Below are 18,996 nucleotides of genomic sequence, written 5' to 3' on the forward strand. Positions count from 1 at the left end.
GGGTGCCGTGCCCGCCCCGTGCGTGCGGGCGTCCTGCCCGGTTCGCCCGGCCTTGTCTGCTGCGCCGCGGGGGTGGCAGCGTGACGCGCGCCTGTGCAGCGACCCACCGGAGAGGTGACATGACCACGGCCAGCACCGCGACCCCGGCGGCTCGTCTCGAGCCGGCGGCGCCCGTCGTGCGCTCCCGGTGGCGGCCGACCCGTGCCACCTGGGTGCCGGTGCTCGTCTTCCTCGTCTCCAGGATCGTCGACGGCATCGTCCTGGCCGTCGCCGGGCACCGCCAGATCGCCCTCCCCGACCCGGCGCTGCAGCGGCTCGCGGCCGTCGACCACGCCACCCCGGCGGACCCGGGCTACCTCGAGCTCGTCTCGAACTGGGACGGCCAGTGGTACCAGTTCCTCGCCACGCAGGGGTACCACCTGCCCGCGCCCGGGGCGACGAACACCGCGGACGTCCTGTGGTCGTGGGCGTTCCCGCCAGGGTTCCCGATGACCGTGCGCGTGCTCCTCGAGACCACCGGCGTGCCCTTCCCGGTCGCCGTCACCCTCGTCAACCTCGTCGCCGGAGCCGTGGGCATGACGTTGCTGTACCGCCTCGTGGACCGCACCGCCGGGGCGTTCGCTGCAACGAGCCTCGTCGCGCTCACCTGCTTCGCCCCGACCGCACTGCTCTTCCAGGTGGCCTACAGCGAGTCGCTCGCCCTGGCGCTCCTGTGCGCAGTGCTGCTGCTCGTCCACCGCCGCCGCTACTGGTGGGCCCTGGTCGCCGTCGTCGCCCTCGCCCTGACCAGGGTCATCACCGCGCCGCTCGCCGTGGTGGTGGCGGCCCATGCCTGGTCACGCTTCCGCGGACCCGCCGACTCCCGTCCGTCCCGACGGGAGTGGTCCGGTATGGCGGCCCTCGGCCTCGCGAGCGCGGCCGGCGCGTTCCTCTGGGCCTTCGTCGTGGGGCTGGCCGTCGGAGAGCAGACGGGAGCCACCACACGGCCGGGGATGCTGTCCAAGCTCGGCTGGTTCTCCCGGCTCGGCGCGGAGTTCGGGATCGGTGGCCCCGTGGTGCTGGCGGGGATCATCCTCGTGCTCGTGCTCGTGAGCCGCACCCCGCGGATCGCCGGCCTGGGGATCGAGCTGTCGACGTGGCTGTGGTGCTACCCGCTCTACATCTTCGGGGTGACCGAGATCCACACCGGCATCCTGCGCTACCTGCTCCTGTGCCTGCCCCTGCCGATGCTCTTCGTCCTGCGGCCGCTGACCGGCCGGGTCCGGCCGCACCACGTCGCGAGCCTGGCGGTGGTCTGCCTCGTCAGCCTCGGCCTCCAGGTCTGGTGGATCAGCCAGTCCTTCGTGGTGACGCGCGACTTCATCATGCCCTGAGCCGGGCGGTCAGGACCCGGGCGCCTTCAGCAGGACGAAGTCGCCCTCCCTGGTCACCACGGTCCAGCCGGCCCGCCCCTGCAGCGCGTCGCCGAGCGGCGACGTGGCCTGCACCAGGGCCATGCCGGCGCCCGTGCTGCGGACGTACTCCTCCCACCCAGGGCGGACCTTCTCGGCACGGATGTAGCGGTGCAGGTAGTCGGCCGAGTAGATCTCCACCCGGAGGTCGACGACCGGACGCAGGTCGGGGTGCGCCCAGAGCAGCCAGCCGCTGACCGCGAAGTCGTTGAGCACCACCGTGCCGGCGGGGAGGCCGTCGAGGCGTGCGGAGACCGCGTCGAGCCGCCCGGGGTAGGTCTGGGCGACCGAACCCTTGGGTCCGGCCGCGGTGCCGGCGGCGAACAGCACGGCCACGACACCGGCGGCCGCGACCGCGCGCCACTCCGTCCTGCCGCGACGCTCGGCAGGGCGCCCCAGGGCTCCTTGCAGGGCCTCGGCGAACAGGGGCGCCGCGAGGACGCATGCCAGCGGCACGAGCCGCCACATCCACAGGGCCATGGCCAGGGCGAGGACCAGGACCCCGTACTGCCACGGCGGCCGGGCCTGCGGTCGACGGATCCACAGGACCGCGGTGACCATGAGCATCCCGAGCGTGGCGTAGGCGAACACGTTGTTGAGGGGAGTGGCCCGCCACTCCTCGGCGATCCACGCCGCGTTGCCCGCCACGTCGAACGGCACGGTGAGCAGCCGTGGGCCCAGCGGGGTGACGGCCAGGACGGCGGCGCAGGCGAGGTTCAGCAGGAGCAGGCCACGACGCCCCGGTCGCTCCCCGGCCGGCCGGAGGGCGAGGAAGACGGACAGGACGACCCCGAGGAGGAGCCCGAACATCCACAGCGGGTGGCAGCACCCCCACAGCCAGAAGACCGGCACGAGCCACCACCGCAGCCGCCGGTCGTGCAGGGTGCGCCACCAGGCGAGGTAGACCACGGCGAAGAGGACGAAGCTCACGAGCTGGGGCCGGGGGTTGAGGCTGGCCCCGGCGCCGAGGAGCGCCACCACGGCGGCGAGGCTCGCGGGCAGCCGGCCGGCGACCTGCCGGCAGAGCACGTAGAGGGTGAGGTACAGGGCGATGACGGCCACGGCTCGCAGCCACACGACACCCCAGGCGCCCACGCCGTTCCCGGTCCAGGCCGCCACCGCCTCGGGCAGCCACTGGGTGGCGACGTAGGGGCGGTCGGCGAGGGACGCCCACGGGTCGGTGCCGACCAGCGACCAGGTCTTCAGGATGTGGTCGCCCTCGCGCAGGTGCCACCAGGTGTCGACCTCGCTGAACGGGGAGGTGCCCCAGGCGACGGCCACGAGGAGCCCGCCGACGAAGGCGACCTGGCCCAGCCTCGTCGAGATCCGGCTCACGACGCCTCCAGGAGCTGGTAGCCGTCGCCGCGGCCGACGACCGACCACCCGAGCTGCTCCACGAGCGCCAGGGCCAGGGGGGAGGACGCGGGAAGCAACGCGGCCCGGGTGCTGCCGTCGGCGACGAACTGCTCCCACCCGGGAGCGGCCTCCATGGCCGCGATGTAGCGCTTCACGTAGGCCGCGTCGTAGGACTCGATGCGCAGGTCGAACACCGGCTCGACCTGGGGTGCGGTGAAGAGCGCCCAGCCCGTGACGTCCCCGTCGGCCACGAGGCGGGTGTGCGGGGGCAGCACTCGCAGCTGCTGCTGGAGGGCGGTGGGGACCGCGTGGACCGTGCCGGCCCGGCTGTCCGCGAGGGGGATCGCGACCAGGCAGGCGAGCACCAGCCCAGCGGCCCAGCACCCGAGCTCGCGACGCCGCAGGGCGAAGGAGGTGCGGTCGGGCCTCGGTGCCGCGGGCGAGTCGTGGCCCGTGCCAGCCCGGACCTCCCGGGCGCGGGCGCGGACGGCGAGCAACCGCTCGACCTGGCCGGCCAGCAGGGGAGCGGCGAGGAACGCGCCGACGGCGACGGTGCGCTGCATCGTCAGGATGAACCCGATGGCAGCGAGAAAGGGCAGGAGCTGCCACGTGGCCGGACGTTCGCGCAGCCGCAGCCACGCGGCATACGCGAGGGCCAGCATGGCCAGGGCGAGCATGACGTCGGGGCTGCGCACGGAGGAGGGGAACCACTCGGACACGAACTCGCGCCCGTTCGAGCCCACCTGGAAGGGGGTCAGCAGCAGGCGCGGGCCGATCGGCGTGAGCCCCGCGGCCAGGAAGGACACGACGAGGACGGCGACGAGCCGGCCCCACGTGCGTGCCGGCACGGCACGGTCCACGCCCAGCCCCAGGACGACCAGGCCGCCGACGACGAGGCCCAGCACCCACACGCCGTGCGTGCAGGCGCTGACCCAGGTGAGGGGGACCAGCCACCAGCGGGCCCGGTGGTCGACCCCCGTGCGCCACCACGCGCCGATCGCCAGGACGAGCAGCACGAACCCCGCGAGCTGCGGGCGCTCGGCGAGCCCTCCCCACGCAGCGGCCACAGCGGCCACCGTCACGGGGACCGCGACCTCCGGGCGGCTCACCGTCCGGGTGAGCCACAGCAGGGCCACCACGAGGGCCACCACGGCCACCCCGCGGGCCCACAGGACGGCCGGCAGCCCGAACAGGTCGTACCCCTGGGCCACCACCACGGACGGCAGCCACTGGGTCGGTACGTAGCGGTGCGCGGCGAACGGAGCCCAGGGGTCCGGCGACCCGAACCGCCCACCGTCCCGGAGGAACTCGCCGACCTTCAGGTGGAGCCACGGGCTCGGGTCCGCGACCGAGCGCACCGTGAGCAGGGGGAGGAGTCCCAGCACCGCGCCCTGCGCCCACGGACCCCACCGCCGTCGCAGCGCGAAGGTGGCGGAGTCGGGCATGCCAGCCATTCTCGACGCACGCGTGCTGGTTCGGTGAAGTGACTCACCGCATCAACCGAACGGTTGATGCCCATTCCTCGAAGGGCCCACGGGGTAGTGACGTGACAGCCGATTACCGCTGTTCGTGTCTGCTGACAATCTTTTGCCTGCAGGGGCGCCCGCCCCGGCCCGTAGGTCTCGAAAGGACACAACCCATGCTCAAGTTCGTCGCCAAGATCCAGACCCGCTTCGCCAACCGCGAGGAGGGCGCCACCGCGGTGGAGTACGGCCTCATGGTCGCCCTCATCGCGATCGTCATCATCGCGGCCGTGGTCCTCCTCGGCAACAACCTCTCCGGCCTGTTCAACAAGGCTGCCACCAGCGTCTGACGAACTACCAGGACCGACGGGCGCACTCAGCCCGCGGACCAAGGAGGAATTGGTGAACGCTCGCTCCATGTCCCGGAATGCCGTGCGCGGCGCCGGTTGGACGATTCTCGCGCGCTCCACATCCTTCGTCGGCGAGCTGGTCCGTGGTCGCCCCGGTGCACACCGGGGCGACCACGGGGCCACCTCCGTGGAATACGCCCTGATGGTGTCGATGATCGCCGTGGTGATCATCGCCGCGGTCACCCTGTTCGGGCAGAACCTGGTCTCACTCTTCAACGTTCCGGCCAGCGCGCTCTGAAAGCGCATCTTCGCAATCCCGCACGACAACCACGAGGACAGAACTCACCATGGGACGCAGACTCGTCGCCATCTTCGCCGCCGCTCTTGTCGCCCTGGTGGGCGTCACGGCGGTCCTTCTCTATGCGCGCGGAGCGGATGCACGTGCGGTGGCTGCCCAGCAGCCCACGAGCGTCTACGTCGTGAAGTCGCTCGTCCCGTCGGGGACCACCCTCAAGGACGCGGTCCAGAACGGCCTCATCATCAAGACCTCCGTCGCCGCGGCCGGTGTGCCGGTCGGCGCGCTCGCCGGCGTCGACGGCAGCAACGGCGGCCTCTACGCCACCACCGACATCCAGCCCGGCGAGTACGTGCTGTCGGACCGCTTCGGGGTCAAGCCCGTGGGAGAGAAGGCCATTACGGTCCCCGCCGGCATGGTCGCCGTGTCGGTGCAGCTCTCCGACCCGGCCCGTGTGGGCACGTTCCTCACCCCCGGCTCCAAGGTCGTCCTCTACGACACCTACTCCCCGGTCGCCGCGGCGTCCGCCTCGGGTTCCCGCAACAGCGGGACCCAGGCAGCAGCGACGGGGCAGAGCACCCGCGTCCTCCTCGACGACGTGCTCATCATCGCCATGGGCCAGGCGTCACTCACCCCCGCCGCCGCTCCGGCCGACGGTCAGGAGGCCGCTCCGGCCCCGGTCCTCGGCGCTCTCATGACCGTCGCCGTCACCCCCGCCGACGCAACCCGGCTGGTGCACGGCATCCAGACCGGCACGCTCTACGCCGCCCTGCGCGGAACTGATGCGAAGATCGACCTCGGCAAGGTTGTTTCCGAAGCATCACTCTTCTCCAAGTAGGAGCACGCTATGACGCTGTTGTGGGATGCGGACCCCTCGGCCACGGATCGCTACGACTTCGCTGTCGGTCAGGTCACGCGGGTCGACACGCAAGCCGCCATGGTGCGAGCCCTCGAGGACGCACCCCAGGAGCAGCTCGTCCTGATCGGCCCCGAGGTCGACATGGAGAGTGCCTGCCAGTTCACGGAGTTCGCCCGGGTCGAGCGACCGGAGGTGGGTGTCCTGCTGCTGCGCCGGCGTCTCGACGTCAACGTCCTCGGCCAGGCGCTGCGCTCGGGCGTGCGCGAGGTCGTCACGGCTGACGACCTCACCGGGCTCGCCGACGCGGCCCGCCGCAGCCGCGAGCTGACCAGCCGCGTCTCCGGCCACACGGTCGACAGCAGCGCCGGGACGAGGTCGGCACGCGTAGTCACGGTGTTCTCCGCCAAGGGTGGCGTGGGCAAGACGACGTTCGCGACCAACCTGTCGACCTACCTCGCGTCCACCGGCTCCAAGGTCCTGCTCATCGACCTCGACCTCGCCTTCGGTGACGTCGGGATCAGCCTGCAGATGCTGCCCCAGAACTCGATCATCGACCTGGTGAGCATGGCCGGCCACATCGACGAGCAGGCCATCAAGTCCGTCGTCACCCGGCACGAGAGCGGACTCGACACCGTCAGCGCCCCCTCGGAGCCCAGCGACGCCGACCGGATCCCCGGTTCGATCGTCGCCGAGCTGATCCGTGTCGCGAAGCGGCACTACGACTACGTCCTGCTCGACACCCCGCCGGCCTTCACGTCCCACGTGCTGGCGGCGTTCGACGACAGCGACGTCCTCGTCCTGATCGCCACCCTCGACATCCCGGCCGTCAAGAACCTCCGGCTCACCCTGGACACGCTGGACCTGCTCGGCAACGACAAGGACACCCGCCTCATCGTCCTCAACCGTTCCGACGCCAAGGTGGGCCTGCGCGCCGAGGACGTGGTCGCGGCGCTCAAGCAGGACATCGCGGTCATGGTGCCCAACAGCGCGGCCGTGCCGGCCTCGGTCAACCGCGGCGTGCCGATCATCCTGGACGAGCCGAAGCACCCGGTGAGCGTCGCCCTGCGCGACCTCGCCGAGCGTTTCCTGCGCGCCCCCGAACCTGCTTCGTCGACCGACGCGAGCGGCAAGTCCACCGACGGCCAGGGTGGCCGTTCCGGCCGCTGGTCGTTCTCCCGCGGAGGTAAGTGATGAGCCTCGCCGAACGGCTCGAGAACGTCCGACGTGGCCAGCAGGCCGCGTCCGGCGAGACCGGCGCGACCGCCACGGCGGCCGCGCAGGAGCGCCAGCGTGTCGTCGACCCCTTCTCCACGGTCAAGGCCAGCGTCCACCAGGCGCTGCTGGACTCCCTCGGGCCGCAGCTGTACGACCCGCACCTCGACCAGTCCGAGCTCGAGGCCAAGGTGCGGCACACGCTGCAGGAGGTCATCGACCACGAGGAGACCCCGCTGTCCCTCGCGGACCGGACACGGATCTCCCAGGAGGTCGCGGACGAGATCCTCGGCCACGGCCCCCTCGAGCCGCTGCTGCGTGACTCGGAGATCTCCGAGATCATGGTCAACGGCCCGGACTCCATCTACGTCGAGCGCGCCGGCAAGCTCTACCCGGTCGAGGCGCGGTTCAGCTCCGACGCCCACCTGCGCCGCACCATCGACAAGATCGTGGGCCGCGTCGGCCGTCGCGTCGACGAGGCCAGCCCGCTCGTGGACGCCCGCCTCCCCGACGGCTCCCGCGTCAACGCGGTGATCCCGCCGATCGCCCTCGACGGCTCGCTGCTCACCATCCGAAAGTTCGCGACCGACCCGTTCACCGACAAGGACCTCATCGCCTTCGGCACGTTCACGCCGCAGGTGCGCGACTTCCTGTCCGCCTGTGTCCGCGGGCGCCGCAACATCGTCATCTCCGGTGGTACGGGTTCGGGCAAGACGACGCTGCTCAACGTGGTCTCGTCGTTCATCCCCGACGACGAGCGCATCGTCACCATCGAGGACGCCGCCGAGCTCCAGCTCCACCAGGACCATGTCCTGCGCCTGGAGTCCCGCCCGGCCAACATCGAGGGACGGGGCTCCATCCCGATCCGCGAGCTGGTCAAGAACTCGCTGCGTATGCGGCCCGACCGCATCGTCGTCGGTGAGTGCCGCGACGGCGCCGCCCTCGACATGCTCCAGGCCATGAACACCGGCCACGACGGCTCGCTCACCACGGTCCACGCCAACACCCCGCGTGACAGCCTCTCCCGTCTGGAGACCATGGTCCTCATGGCCGGTGTCGACCTGCCGGTGCGCGCCATCCGCGAGCAGGTCGCCGGTGCCGTGGACATGGTCATCCAGCAGGCCCGCCTCAAGGACGGTTCCCGTCGTGTGACGGCGATCAGCGAGGTCGTCGGCATGGAGAGCGACGTCATCACCATGCAGGACCTGTTCACCTTCGACTACAGCGCCGGGCGCGACGAGCAGGGCCGCTTCAAGGGCACCCTCAAGAGCACCGGACTGCGTCCCAAGTTCGCCGCCGAGCTCCAGGACCAGGGCATCGAGCTCGCTGCAGACATCTTCGTCCGGGGGATTTGATGCTCGCTCGTATGCCGCGCAGGTGGGGTGCCGTCCTGGCCCTCGCCTCTGCCGCCCTGCTCACGGGCGTCGCCTCCGCGGGGGCCGCCTCCGCGCCGGTGGTGAACATCACCGGCATCGAGGCGAAGAACGGCAACCTCATCGGCCTGATCTCCGCAGGCGGCGGTGCCTCCATCGACCCGGGCCTCAAGGTCACCGTGTCGGGCAAGGACTACCCCGTCGACGCGATCACCTCGGGCCAGGGCACGCCGGTCGCGCGCTCCACCGTGCTCGTGGTCGACACGAGCGGGTCGATGGGCGAGGCCGGCATGGCGACCGTGCGCTCGGCCGTCGCTGCCTTCCTCAAGAGCGTCCCGGACGACGTGCGGGTCGGGCTGGTCTCGTTCTCCGGCAAGGCCGTCGTCAAGCTGGCGCCGACCGCCGACCAGGGCAAGGTGCAGTCCGCCGTCAACGACCTCAAGTCCGACGGTGAGACCGCGCTCTACGACGGTGTCACGCTCGCCGTGAAGACCCTGGGCGCCAAGGGGGAGCGCAGCATCCTCGTGCTCTCCGACGGTGGTGACACCGCCAGCAAGGCCACCCAGGCGCAGGCGGTCGCCGCCCTGAAGGGCGCCAAGGTCCGCGCCGAGGCCGTCTCCTTCAAGTCCACCGAGGGCAACGTCTCGGTCCTCAAGGGCTTCGCCTCCGCCAGCGGTGGGTCGGTCGTCTCGGCCGCCAACGCGGGTGCGGTCGCCAGCGCCTTCACGACCGCGGCCAAGACCCTCGCGTCCCAGTTGACCTTCTCCATGCCGCTGCCGCCCGGGGTGACCGCGGTACAGGACATCAAGATCTCCGGTCTCGCGGCCGGCAAGGCCTTCAGCACCTCCGCGCTGGTCGACTTCGGTGACGGCGTCTCGGCGCCGACCACCCCGCCCGCGGCGTCCACCGACCCGATCGTCGGGCCCACCGAGGACGTCATCAAGGCCTCCGGGACCGAGAGCACGCTGCCGATCCTCGGGGTGTCCCCGATGCTGGGCATCGGCCTCGGTGCCGTGTTCCTCGGGATCATCGCCATCGGCGTGGCCCTGTCCAGCGGCACCATGAAGTCCGGCCGCCAGACCCGCGTCGACAGCATCGACCAGTACGTCGCCCACGGCGGCAGGCCCGCCAAGGCCCCGAAGAACCGCCAGGCGGCGGTGTCGGAGAGCCTGGTCTTCCTCGGCGACAAGATCATGGAGGGCCGCGACTCCACCAGCAAGACGATGGCCCTGATCGAGCGCGCCGACCTTCCGCTGCGCGCCGGTGAGTGGTGGGTGATGCGGATCGTCAGCCTGTTCGTCGGCATCGCCGTCTCCACCCTGCTGCTGCGCGGGGGGCTCGGGATGACCTTGGTCGCCATCCTCATCGGCTTCCTGCTGGGGTGGTTCGCCCCCGCGTTCGTGCTGCGCTTCCTGGCCAAGCGCCGGGCGAACAAGTTCGACCACCAGCTGCCCGACGTGCTCACGCTCATCGCCAGCAGCCTGTCGACCGGGTTCTCCCTGCCCCAGGCCCTCGACGCCGTGGCCAAGGACGCCGCGGAGCCGTCGGCCAAGGAGTTCTCCCGGGCCCTGGCCGAGACGCGGATCGGCGCCGACATCGCCGAGTCGCTCGAGCGGATGTCCGACCGGATGGACAGCGGCAACATGCGCTGGACCGCCATGGCCATCAGGATCCAGCGCGAGGTCGGTGGCAACCTGGCCGAGACGATGCGCACCACGGCGAAGACGCTGCGTGAGCGCGAGGAGCTCGGACGCCACGTCCGGGCCCTGTCCGCGGAAGGTCGGCTGTCGGCCTACATCCTCATCGCGCTGCCGATCGGCATCTTCCTCTACACGATGCAGACCAACCGGGAGTACGTCCAGCTCCTCTGGACCCGTCCCCTGGGCCTGGCCATGCTGGCCGCTGGCGTCGTGTCCCTCGGGATCGGGATGTTCTGGATGAACAAAGTCGTGGATGTGAAGGTCTGACATGGGAAGCATGCTGCTGATCGTCGGAGTCGTCGCCATCGCCGGCGCGCTCGTCACGCTGGTCGTCGCCCTGTCGGCGGGTGCCGGTCAGACGACCGGTGTCGCCCGGTCGCTCGAGCTGATCGAGAAGTCCGTCAACCACCAGGAGGTCAGCAAGTCCGACCTGCCGTTGATGGACCGCATCGTCCTGCCGGCCCTGGCCAGGACCAGGTCCCTCGCCGCGAAGCTCTCGCCCAACGGCACCCAGGACGGCCTGACCAAGCGCCTCGACCTCGCCGGCAACCCCGGCACCTGGACCGCCGAGCGCATCATGGGGGCCAAGGGCGCGGCCCTGATCGTGTTCGCCCTCATCGGGTTCGTCCTTGGTGGGCTGAGCGTGCGCGGGCTGCTCTTCGCGGTGATCGGCGCTGCCCTCGGGTTCTTCCTGCCGGACCTGCTCCTCATGAACGCCGGCCAGAAGCGCCAGGAGGAGCTGCGGCTCGGACTCGCGGACGCCCTCGACATGCTCACCGTCTGTGTCGAGGCCGGTCAGGGCTTCGACGCGGCGCTGATGCAGGTGGCCAAGTCCACCACCGGGCCGATCGCGGGGGAGTTCGCCCGCGTGCTCTCGGAGATCCAGATCGGCAAGTCGCGTGGTGAGGCGTTCAGCTCGCTCGCCAAGCGCACCAGCGTCACGGAAGCGAAGACCTTCGTCAGCGCCCTGGTCCAGGCGGACCGCCTCGGCCTGCCCATCGGTGCGGTGCTGCGCGAGCAGTCCAACCAGATGCGTCTCGTGCGGCGCCAGCGGGCCGAGGAGAAGGCCCAGAAGGTGCCGGTGAAGATCCTCTTCCCGATGCTCCTGTTCATCTTCCCGGCGCTGTTCATCGTCATCATCGGCCCCGGTGCCATCCGCATCGTCGACACCTTCAGCGGTGGCGGCCTCTGAGCCCAGTCGCTCAGTCCCAGCACAGTGAAACGGCCAGGACCCGAGGGGGCTGGCCGTTTCACTGTGTCCGGGGTCGATGTCGTCGAGCGGGCCGGACAGACCCCTCGACGACCGGCTCAGCGGCGGGTCTGTCCGACCGCCTCGGCGCGGACCAGGCCCAGTCGCAGGGCCGACATGACGGCCGACGCACGGTTGTGGGCGCCGAGCTTCTCGTAGACCTTCGAGACGTGCGTCTTGACGGTCGACTCGCTCATGTACAGGCGCTTGGCCACGGCGGCGATGGAGTCGCCGGCGACGAGCCGGTCGAGCACCTCCGCCTCGCGGGGCGTGAGCTTCGGCTTGTCGCTGGAGTCGCGGCGACGCAGCGCCTCGGCGAGACCGGTCGCCATGAAGGCGTCCGGCGCGACGGCGGCGCGACGCACGGCGGCGATGACCTCGTCGGACGGCGCCGACTTCAGGACCAGTGCCGAGGCACCGAGGTCGAGCGCCTCGAGCAGGGTCTCGTCGTCGTTGTGCATGGTGAGGACGACGATGCCCAGCCGGGGGGAGGCCTCCCGGGCTGCTCGCGCCAGCACCAGTCCCGAACCGTCGGGCATGGACACGTCGACGACGAGCACGTGGATGAGGCTCTGTGCCAGCACGTTCCGGCCCTCGGCGATGCCGCCGGCCTGGCCCACGACGGCGAGATCGGGCTCGCTGTCGATCATGCGGCACACGGCCTCACGGACAAGGGTGTGATCGTCGATCACGACGACGTTGATGGTCATGACGGCTGGGGGATCCTTTCGTTGGAAAGCGTGGCTGACGGCGAGGCGCCGCGGGCTCGCATGCGCATGCGGATGGCGACACCGTCACCGGCATACGGCTCGACGACGATCTCGCCCCCCAGGGAGGAGAGGGGGTGCTGGCTGAAGTCACGGATGCCCAGCGAGCTCGTGCCGTTGTGGGCGACCCACAGCTCCACCCGCGGCGCAGCGACGTTGAGGCGGACCTCGACGGTGTCGGCGTTGAGCGAGTGGCGCGCGTCGGCGAGGACCTGCAGGAACAGGCGGTAGATGAGCACCTCGGTGTGGGCGGGGAGGCGGAAGCCGTTCTCGCTGAGGTGCATGCGGGTGGTCACCCCGGAGGTGGAGCCGAAGTTCTGGAGCCGGGCGCCGATGAGGGCGCCGAGCCCGGTGTCGGGGCGCACGGCGATCCGCAGGTCGGCGATGTGCAGGCGCAGGTCGGCCAGCACGCGGGAGACCTCCACGCGCAGCCCGTCGAGGTCGTCGGCCAGCGGGGAGTCGGTGTTGCGGGCGGTGCGCCGCAGGGAGTCGATGCCGAACGCGAGCGCCACCATCTCCTGGGCGATGCCGTCGTGCATCTCGCGGGCGAGGCGCTCGCGCTCCTCCAGCCCGGCGCGTTCGCGCAGCCCGGCGAAGAGCACGGAGAGGTCGATGTTGGCCGCGTGACGTGACGCGACCTCGCCGGCTGCGGCGAGGTCGTCCTCGGTGAAAGGGGTGACCAGGGGGCGGTCGGCCACGAGCAGTCCGAGCCGGTCGCCGTTGTTGTCGTTCAGGGGCACGACGATCACCGAGCGGGCGACGAGGTCGTCGGCCCACTCCGACAGGGTCGGCACCCCGTCGCGCCAGGTGCGGGAGAGCACGGAGCTGGGCTCCATCGGGTCCGGCCACGGCGTGCGGTCGGCGCCGCGGATGGCCAGCGGCACCGCCGGGTCGTCGCCGTAGCCCACGAGGATCGCGCTGCGGGCTGCGCGCATCTGGGTGGCCAGGTCCTGCAGCGCCATCTCCGCCGAGGCGGGGGCGTCGAACCCGGTGTCGAGGGTCTCGGCGAGCTCGTGCAGGCGCCGCAGCAGCAGGCCGGCCTCCGCCGCGATGTTGGGGTCGACGACCGCCTCGTCCTCCTCCTCCTGCATCCGGTGCGACCAGGCACCGAGCAGGCCGAAGACGAGGGAGAAGACCGAGGCCAGCAGGATGCGCTGGGCCTCGCCCTCGGAGTAGCGGTCGAGCAGCAGCACCGTCCCGCCACCGGCGAAGAGGCCGACGAGGAAGACCATGAGGGCGCCGCGCCGCGAGAACCGTGCTCCGGCGTGGTACGCGGGGATGAGGATGAGCACCTTGGACCACGGCCCGGCATACCCCATCGCGATCCCGGCAGCCGCGGCGTTGACGCCGAACAGCACCATCAGCTGCACCCGGCCGATGGCCCGGCCGCTGGAGCTGAGGTACTCGAAGCCCGAGGCGGCGAGGTCCAGGGTGATGATGAGCAGGATCCACGGCAGGCCGGTCAGGATCGCGTCGTCGAGGGCGGCGAACAGCACGGCGAGCATCGCGAGGCCCAGACGCAACCGCGTGCTGACGGACAGGACCGACACCCAACGCATCCGCGGCCTCCCCTCTCGTACTGGATCCCGGCGATTTGTCCACAGGTTGTGCCTCAGACTAGACCGCTCCACAGCGTTACGTGGGGCGAACGAGCACGAACACACCGTGTCGAGACCATCGGGGGGTGTTCGCCGGGCTCTCCTCCCTCGCCGCGGTGGCGTCCCTGGCCCTCCCTCGGACCTGCGCGGTCTGCCGGGCCGCCGACACCGCGCTCTGCCTCGGCTGCCGGGCGCAGGTCGACGCGAGCCGCTGGCTGGACGGACCCCGTCGCTCGAGACCGGACCCCGAACCGGGCGGGTTGCCCCCGGTCCTGACCTCGGGCCGGTTCGAGGGTGCGCTCGCCGCGCTCGTGACGGCGTACAAGGACGACGGGCGGCGCGACGTGGCGCCCGTGCTGTCGGCGCTGCTGGCCGAGGTGGTCGATGCCGCCGTCCGGCAGGACCCGCACGTCCGCCGCGCTCTGGCCGCCGGGGACGGCCCCGTGCTCGTCGTGCCGGTCCCGTCGTCGGCCGCCTCGCGGCGCCGACGTGGTGACGCGCCCCTCGAGGCGCTCGCGCGCGCAGCGGTGGAGGGTTTCGGTCCGCACGAGGCCGTCGTCGCCGACGCGCTGCGCATGCGGCGACGGGTGGCCGACCAGGCCGGCTTGGGCGCCGTCGGCCGCCACCTCAACGTGGAGCACTCGATGGCCGTGAGGGAGCCGTGGCACGCCCCGCTGGACCGGGCCTCCTGCGTGGTCGTGGACGACGTCCTCACCACCGGTGCCACCCTCGTCGAGGCCGCACGTGCCCTGCGGGCAGCCGGTGCTGGGCCGGTGGTCGCAGCCGCCATCTGCGCCACGCAACGCCGCTCGCGACCTCCCAGCCGTTCCCCAGGAAGCTCACGGTGAACGTTCTGGCAGTCCCGCTGTCGCAACGGTCGGCGGTGGACTACCGTCGGTACATGGCCCCCCTGGCCCCCGTGCAGCACACGAGAACAGGGCGCCGCGGACACGGTCCGGCGGGCGCCCTGGCGCAGGGAGCGGAGCCGATCACACAGCCGACGGAGACCTTCGTCAGGCTTACCGGCGCGGTCGTCCGACCGCCCATCAGCGGTCCCCTCGGGACCCGCTCGTCCACGCACGCGCCCCCCTCGGGGACAGGGCGGTGGTGCCGCGGTTGATCGGGGCTGTCGCGCCCGACTCTCACCTTCCACCACACCTTTTGGAGGACACCGTGGAGATTGTCGTCACTGGACGCCACATGCAGGTCTCAGACCGATTTCGTGACCACCTCGACGAGAAGCTGACCAAGATCGCGCAGCTCGCCCCCCGCGTGCAACGCGTCGACGTCGTCGTCAGTCACGAGCCCAACAAGCGGCAGGCGAAGTCCTGCGAGCGGGTCGAGATCACCTGTCACGTGAAGGGCCCCGTCGTGCGGGCCGAAGCCTGCCTCGACGACAAGTACGCGGCCCTCGACGTGGCCATGGACAAGCTCATGGAGCGGTTGCGCCGCGCCCACGACCGCAAGCGCGTCCACCGGGGACGCCACGCCCCGGAGTCGGTGTCCGCCGCCACGGCGCGGATCCAGGAGCCGTCGGCCGGCTCCTCCGAGGACCACGCGCACCCGGAGGTGGAGGGTGACCGGTTCGGCACCCAGGGCAACAGCCCCGTGGAGATCCGCGAGAAGATCCACGCCACCGTGCCGATGCCCCTCGACCAGGCGGTGGCCGAGATGGAGCTCGTCGGGCACGACTTCTACCTCTACCACGACGAGGACACCGACCAGCCGAGCGTCGTCTACCGCCGCCGCGGCTGGTCCTACGGAGTGATCCACCTCGACGTCGCCGAGCCCGGCGCGAGCAACGGCAGCGACGCGCCGGTGCCCGTCCAGAAGGTCTCCTGACCACCCCGATCCCAGCGCTGCGGACGGCGCCGGACAATCTGGACTCCCAGGTTGCTCGGCGCCGTCCGTGCGTCGTGCAAGGATGTGGCTCGTGAGCAGCGGTTTCGACGACGTGACACCCGTGGTGCACGACCCCATCAGGGTCGTCATCGCGGACGACCACGTCCTCTACCGCCGCGGCCTGCAGATGGTCGTCTCGCAGGACGACGACATCGACATCGTGGGCGAGGCGGGCGACGGCAAGGAGGCGGTGGACCGCACCGTCGAGCTGCTGCCCGACGTCGTGCTCATGGACGTGCGGATGCCGCACACCTCGGGCATCGAGGCCTGCAAGACCATCAAGGCCCTGGTCCCGTCCACCAAGATCATCATGCTGACCATGTCCGACGAGGAGTCCGACCTCTACGAGGCGGTCAAGGCCGGCGCCAACGGCTACCTCCTCAAGGACGTGCCGGGCGAGGAGATCGCCGAGGGGGTCCGGGCGGTCCACCACGGTGACTCGCTCATCTCCCCGTCCATGGCGTCCAAGCTGCTGGCCGAGTTCGCCCAGATGAGCCGGCGCCAGGGTGAGCGTCCCAGCGCCGTCGGCGCCCCACGGCTGACCGACCGCGAGCTCGAGGTGCTGCGCCTCGTGGCCCGGGGACTGGCCAACAAGGAGATCGCGCACCAGCTGTTCATCTCCGAGAACACCGTGAAGAACCACGTCCGCAACATCCTCGAGAAGCTCCAGCTGCACTCGCGCATGGAAGCCGCGATGTATGCCGTGCGGGAGAACCTGCTCGAACCCGGCGAGTGAGCGCGGGTCCCTCCTCGGTGGTGGCGGCGTGACGCTGTCGGAGCCGGTGCGGCTCACCCGGCCCCAGGCCAGGCGGATCGCCCTGGCAGCCCAGGGGTTCCTCGACCCCCGGCCCGAACCGGGCACGGCCACGATGCGGCACGTGCAACGCGTGGTCGACCGCGTGCAGATCGTTCAGATCGACAGCGTCAACGTCGTCGCCCGCAGCCAGTACCTGCCGTTCTTCTCCCGGTTGGGCGACTACGACACGGGATTGCTCGATCGGGCCCGTGACCGTGCCCCGCGCCGGCTCGTCGAGTACTGGGCGCACGAGGCGAGCCTCATCCCACCGACGACGTGGCCCCTGCTCGACTTCCGCATGCAGCGGGCGCACGCCGATGCCTGGGGCGGGATGCAGCGGGTGGCCCAGGAGCACCCGGGGCTGGTGGCTGCGGTCAAGGCCGAGGTCGTCGCCGGCGGGCCGCTGACGTCGCGCGAGGTGGAGGCCGCCCTCGAGCACGACCTACCGCGCGACCGCGAGCACTGGGGCTGGAACTGGTCCCTGGTCAAGAACGCCCTCGAGCACCTGTTCTGGGCGGGCGAGATCACCTCTGCCGGACGGACGTCGCGGTTCGAGCGGCGCTACGCCTCGCTCGAACGCGTGCTGCCACGTGAGGTGGCGTCGGTCGCCGTCGACCCCGCCACCCGACCCAGCCACGAGCAGGCCTTCCGTGAGCTCATGATGATCGCGGCCCGCGCCCACGGGGTCGGCACCGAGCAGTGCCTGCGCGACTACTTCCGGCTCAAGCCGGAGCAGGCCCGCCCGGCCCTCGTGTCGCTCGTCGCCGAGGGACAGCTCGTGCCCGCGACCATCGAGGGGTGGAAGCGGCCGGCCTACCTCCACCCCGAGGCGCGGCGCCCACGGCGCGTGCAGGCCCGGGCGCTGCTCAGTCCCTTCGACTCCCTCATCTGGCAGCGTGACCGCACGGCGGCGATCTTCGGGTTCGACTACCGGCTCGAGATCTACGTCCCCGCCCCCGAGCGCGTGCACGGCTACTACGTCCTGCCGTTCCTGTTCGGCGACGAGCTGGTCGCCCGGTGCGACCTCAAGGCCGACCGGGCTGCCGGGGTCCTGAGGCTGCAGTCGGTGCACTGGGAGCCGGGTGCCCCCGCGGCCGCGAGGCCGGCGCTCTCCGAGGAGCTCGGGCTGATGGCGCGGTGGCTGGGCCTCGACACCGTCGTCGGGGTCGACGGCGTCGTCGGCGTCGTCGGCTGAGCTGGCGGGATCCCGGCGAGGGTTGACGAGATCATGCTGGTCGCCCGCCCCGCTGGCACATAGTCTGCGACGGTGACGATTCCTGCCACGGACCGGTCGCCGGCCCCCACCCGCACCCGACGCGTCCACCGGGCCTGGTGGGTCACCGCGGTCGTCCTGGCCGCCCTCGTGTCCGCCGCGGGCTTCCGCTCCTCCACCGGGGCGCTGCTCGAGCCGCTCGAGTCCGAGTTCGGCTGGTCGCGCGCGACGACCTCGGGCGCCGTCACCGCCAACCTCGTCATCTACGGCCTCACCGCGCCCTTCGCCGCCGCCCTGATGGACCGCTTCGGCATCCGCCGGGTGGTCACCCTCGCCCTCCTGCTCGTCGCCGTCGGCAGCGGCCTCACCGTCGTCATGACCGCGCCGTGGCAGCTGTGGCTGCTGTGGGGCGTCGCGGTCGGGGTGGGCACGGGGGCGATGGCGCTCGTCCTGGGCTCGGTCGTCGCGAACCGGTGGTTCGTCGAGTCCCGACGCGGCCTCGTCACCGGCGTGTTCTCCGCCGCCGGCGCAGCGGGACAGCTCGTCTTCCTCCCCGGCATAGCCGCGCTCGCGACCGGACCGGGGTGGAGGTGGGCTGCGCTGGTCGTCTCCGGCGCCGCGGTCCTGCTCGTGCCGCTGGTCCTGCTGGTCGTGCGCGACCGCCCAGCCGACCTCGGCCTGCGTCCGTATGGCGCGGCGCCGGGTGAGGCGCTCGACGAGGCGCCCACGCGCCATACCGGGACGCAGGTGGGGCCGGCGACGCAGGCGATCCGCACGCTGCGCGAGAGCGTGCGCTCGAGGACGTTCTGGATCCTGTTCGGGACGTTCTGGATCTGTGGCTGGTCCACCAACGGGCTGATCGGCACGCACTTCATCCCCGCGGCCCACGACCACGGGATGCCCGAGACCACGGCTGCCGGTCTGCTGGCCCTGGTCGGCGTCTTCGACCTCGTGGGCACCATCGCCTCCGGCTGGCTCACCGACCGGGTGGACCCGCGGTTCCTCCTGTTCGGCTACTACGGCCTGCGCGGGCTGTCGCTGCTGTTCGTGCCGGCCCTGCTCGGGCCCGACATCGCGCCCAGCCTGTTCGTGTTCATCGTGTTCTACGGCCTCGACTGGGTCGCCACGGTGCCGCCCACGATCGCGTTGTGCCGCAGGCACTTCGGCGTGCAACGGTCGAGCATGGTGTTCGGGTGGGTGTTCGCCTCACACATGGTCGGGGCCGGCGTCGCCGCCTCGTATGCCGGGTGGGTGCGGCAGAGCACCGGCGACTACTACACCGCGTGGCTCACGGCGGGCGGCCTGTGCCTCTTCGCCGCGATGGCGTGCCTGGCGATCTCGCGGTCCCCCGAGCGCGGGTCCTGGAACACCGAGGGCGAGCAGGCGGAGGTCGCCGCGGTGACCTGAGGCGT

17 protein-coding genes are annotated in these 18,996 nt (G+C 71.4%); 13 read left to right on the forward strand and 4 right to left on the reverse strand.

All coding sequences use genetic code 11. The features are described 5' to 3' along the window. The first annotated feature begins 119 nt into the window (after window positions 1-119). Window positions 120-1,373 (forward strand): hypothetical protein, encoded by a 1,254-nt coding sequence (locus tag ASC58_RS06640; RefSeq protein ID WP_056918750.1) that lies wholly within the window; start codon window positions 120-122, stop codon window positions 1,371-1,373. 9 nt (window positions 1,374-1,382) lie between these two features. Here the strand turns inward: ASC58_RS06640 and ASC58_RS06645 are convergent, their stop codons facing one another. Further along, window positions 1,383-2,786 (reverse strand): hypothetical protein, encoded by a 1,404-nt coding sequence (locus ASC58_RS06645; protein ID WP_056918751.1) that lies wholly within the window; start codon window positions 2,784-2,786, stop codon window positions 1,383-1,385. Beyond that, window positions 2,783-4,252 carry a hypothetical protein gene (locus ASC58_RS06650; protein WP_157598388.1) on the reverse strand — a complete coding sequence of 490 codons (1,470 nt, stop codon included), beginning with the start codon at window positions 4,250-4,252 and terminating at the stop codon, window positions 2,783-2,785. Before ASC58_RS06650 ends, ASC58_RS06645 begins: the two co-directional genes overlap by 4 nt. 194 nt (window positions 4,253-4,446) lie before the next feature. Here ASC58_RS06650 and ASC58_RS06655 point away from each other — a divergent pair, with 194 nt between their 5' ends. The 7 genes from ASC58_RS06655 to ASC58_RS06685 are packed head-to-tail and all read left to right on the forward strand — an operon-like array spanning window position 4,447 to window position 11,251. Continuing rightward, entirely contained in the window at window positions 4,447-4,620 is a 174-nt protein-coding gene (locus ASC58_RS06655) for a Flp family type IVb pilin (RefSeq protein ID WP_056918753.1), read from the forward strand. 52 nt (window positions 4,621-4,672) lie between these two features. Then, the gene (locus ASC58_RS06660) at window positions 4,673-4,918 is read left to right on the forward strand and encodes a Flp family type IVb pilin (RefSeq protein ID WP_056918754.1); all 246 of its coding nucleotides are present in this window, start codon (window positions 4,673-4,675) and stop codon (window positions 4,916-4,918) included. Between the two features lie 49 nt (window positions 4,919-4,967). Further along, a complete protein-coding gene (locus ASC58_RS06665) occupies window positions 4,968-5,753 on the forward strand; it encodes a Flp pilus assembly protein CpaB (protein WP_056918755.1) in 786 nt (261 codons plus the stop codon). A 9-nt stretch (window positions 5,754-5,762) separates the two neighbouring features. After that, the gene (locus tag ASC58_RS06670) at window positions 5,763-6,965 is read left to right on the forward strand and encodes an AAA family ATPase (RefSeq protein ID WP_056916919.1); all 1,203 of its coding nucleotides are present in this window, start codon (window positions 5,763-5,765) and stop codon (window positions 6,963-6,965) included. Further along, entirely contained in the window at window positions 6,965-8,341 is a 1,377-nt protein-coding gene (locus tag ASC58_RS06675) for a CpaF family protein (protein WP_056918756.1), read from the forward strand. Before ASC58_RS06670 ends, ASC58_RS06675 begins: the two co-directional genes overlap by 1 nt. 11 nt (window positions 8,342-8,352) lie before the next feature. Then, window positions 8,353-10,326 (forward strand): VWA domain-containing protein, encoded by a 1,974-nt coding sequence (locus ASC58_RS06680; protein ID WP_056918757.1) that lies wholly within the window; start codon window positions 8,353-8,355, stop codon window positions 10,324-10,326. A 10-nt stretch (window positions 10,327-10,336) separates the two neighbouring features. Further along, window positions 10,337-11,251 (forward strand): type II secretion system F family protein, encoded by a 915-nt coding sequence (locus ASC58_RS06685; RefSeq protein WP_235529125.1) that lies wholly within the window; start codon window positions 10,337-10,339, stop codon window positions 11,249-11,251. 116 nt (window positions 11,252-11,367) lie between these two features. On the opposite strand, the gene ASC58_RS06690 is transcribed toward ASC58_RS06685, so the two are convergent. Both ASC58_RS06690 and ASC58_RS06695 read right to left on the reverse strand, forming a co-directional pair. Continuing rightward, window positions 11,368-12,018, reverse strand: coding sequence for a response regulator transcription factor (locus ASC58_RS06690; RefSeq protein WP_056916923.1), 651 nt, complete (start codon window positions 12,016-12,018; stop codon window positions 11,368-11,370). Next, window positions 12,015-13,634 carry a sensor histidine kinase gene (locus ASC58_RS06695; protein WP_056916924.1) on the reverse strand — a complete coding sequence of 540 codons (1,620 nt, stop codon included), beginning with the start codon at window positions 13,632-13,634 and terminating at the stop codon, window positions 12,015-12,017. The genes ASC58_RS06690 and ASC58_RS06695 overlap by 4 nt, the downstream gene beginning before the upstream one ends. 125 nt (window positions 13,635-13,759) lie before the next feature. Between ASC58_RS06695 and ASC58_RS06700 the strand changes: the two genes are divergently transcribed. The 5 genes from ASC58_RS06700 (at window position 13,760) to ASC58_RS06720 (ending at window position 18,991) form a co-directional block, all read left to right on the forward strand. Beyond that, complete coding sequence (locus ASC58_RS06700) at window positions 13,760-14,521, forward strand: ComF family protein (protein ID WP_056918759.1); 762 nt, start codon at window positions 13,760-13,762, stop codon at window positions 14,519-14,521. A 325-nt stretch (window positions 14,522-14,846) separates the two neighbouring features. Next, the gene (hpf, locus tag ASC58_RS06705; RefSeq protein WP_056918760.1) at window positions 14,847-15,515 is read left to right on the forward strand and encodes a ribosome hibernation-promoting factor, HPF/YfiA family; all 669 of its coding nucleotides are present in this window, start codon (window positions 14,847-14,849) and stop codon (window positions 15,513-15,515) included. 82 nt (window positions 15,516-15,597) lie between these two features. Next, window positions 15,598-16,311 (forward strand): response regulator transcription factor, encoded by a 714-nt coding sequence (locus ASC58_RS06710; RefSeq protein ID WP_056916927.1) that lies wholly within the window; start codon window positions 15,598-15,600, stop codon window positions 16,309-16,311. Window positions 16,312-16,339: 28 nt separating this feature from the next. Next, window positions 16,340-17,566, forward strand: a complete 1,227-nt coding sequence (locus tag ASC58_RS06715) for a winged helix-turn-helix domain-containing protein (protein ID WP_056918761.1) — start codon at window positions 16,340-16,342, stop codon at window positions 17,564-17,566. Between the two features lie 72 nt (window positions 17,567-17,638). Next, the gene (locus tag ASC58_RS06720; protein WP_157598389.1) at window positions 17,639-18,991 is read left to right on the forward strand and encodes an MFS transporter; all 1,353 of its coding nucleotides are present in this window, start codon (window positions 17,639-17,641) and stop codon (window positions 18,989-18,991) included. Window positions 18,992-18,996 lie beyond the last annotated feature (5 nt).

The organism is Phycicoccus sp. Root101, assembly GCF_001426245.1.
GTDB lineage: Bacteria > Actinomycetota > Actinomycetes > Actinomycetales > Dermatophilaceae > Pedococcus.

What these genes read in the sequence shown, in the direction of transcription:
- ASC58_RS06640 (WP_056918750.1), top strand. Translation starts at nt 120, where the DNA reads ATGACCACGGCCAGCACCGCGACCCCGGCGGCTCGTCTCGAGCCGGCG.
- ASC58_RS06650 (WP_157598388.1), bottom strand. Translation starts at nt 4,252, where the DNA reads ATGCCCGACTCCGCCACCTTCGCGCTGCGACGGCGGTGGGGTCCGTGG.
- ASC58_RS06655 (WP_056918753.1), top strand. Translation starts at nt 4,447, where the DNA reads ATGCTCAAGTTCGTCGCCAAGATCCAGACCCGCTTCGCCAACCGCGAG.
- ASC58_RS06665 (WP_056918755.1), top strand. Translation starts at nt 4,968, where the DNA reads ATGGGACGCAGACTCGTCGCCATCTTCGCCGCCGCTCTTGTCGCCCTG.
- ASC58_RS06670 (WP_056916919.1), top strand. Translation starts at nt 5,763, where the DNA reads ATGACGCTGTTGTGGGATGCGGACCCCTCGGCCACGGATCGCTACGAC.
- ASC58_RS06675 (WP_056918756.1), top strand. Translation starts at nt 6,965, where the DNA reads ATGAGCCTCGCCGAACGGCTCGAGAACGTCCGACGTGGCCAGCAGGCC.
- ASC58_RS06680 (WP_056918757.1), top strand. Translation starts at nt 8,353, where the DNA reads ATGCCGCGCAGGTGGGGTGCCGTCCTGGCCCTCGCCTCTGCCGCCCTG.
- ASC58_RS06685 (WP_235529125.1), top strand. Translation starts at nt 10,337, where the DNA reads ATGCTGCTGATCGTCGGAGTCGTCGCCATCGCCGGCGCGCTCGTCACG.
- ASC58_RS06690 (WP_056916923.1), bottom strand. Translation starts at nt 12,018, where the DNA reads ATGACCATCAACGTCGTCGTGATCGACGATCACACCCTTGTCCGTGAG.
- ASC58_RS06695 (WP_056916924.1), bottom strand. Translation starts at nt 13,634, where the DNA reads ATGCGTTGGGTGTCGGTCCTGTCCGTCAGCACGCGGTTGCGTCTGGGC.
- ASC58_RS06710 (WP_056916927.1), top strand. Translation starts at nt 15,598, where the DNA reads ATGTGGCTCGTGAGCAGCGGTTTCGACGACGTGACACCCGTGGTGCAC.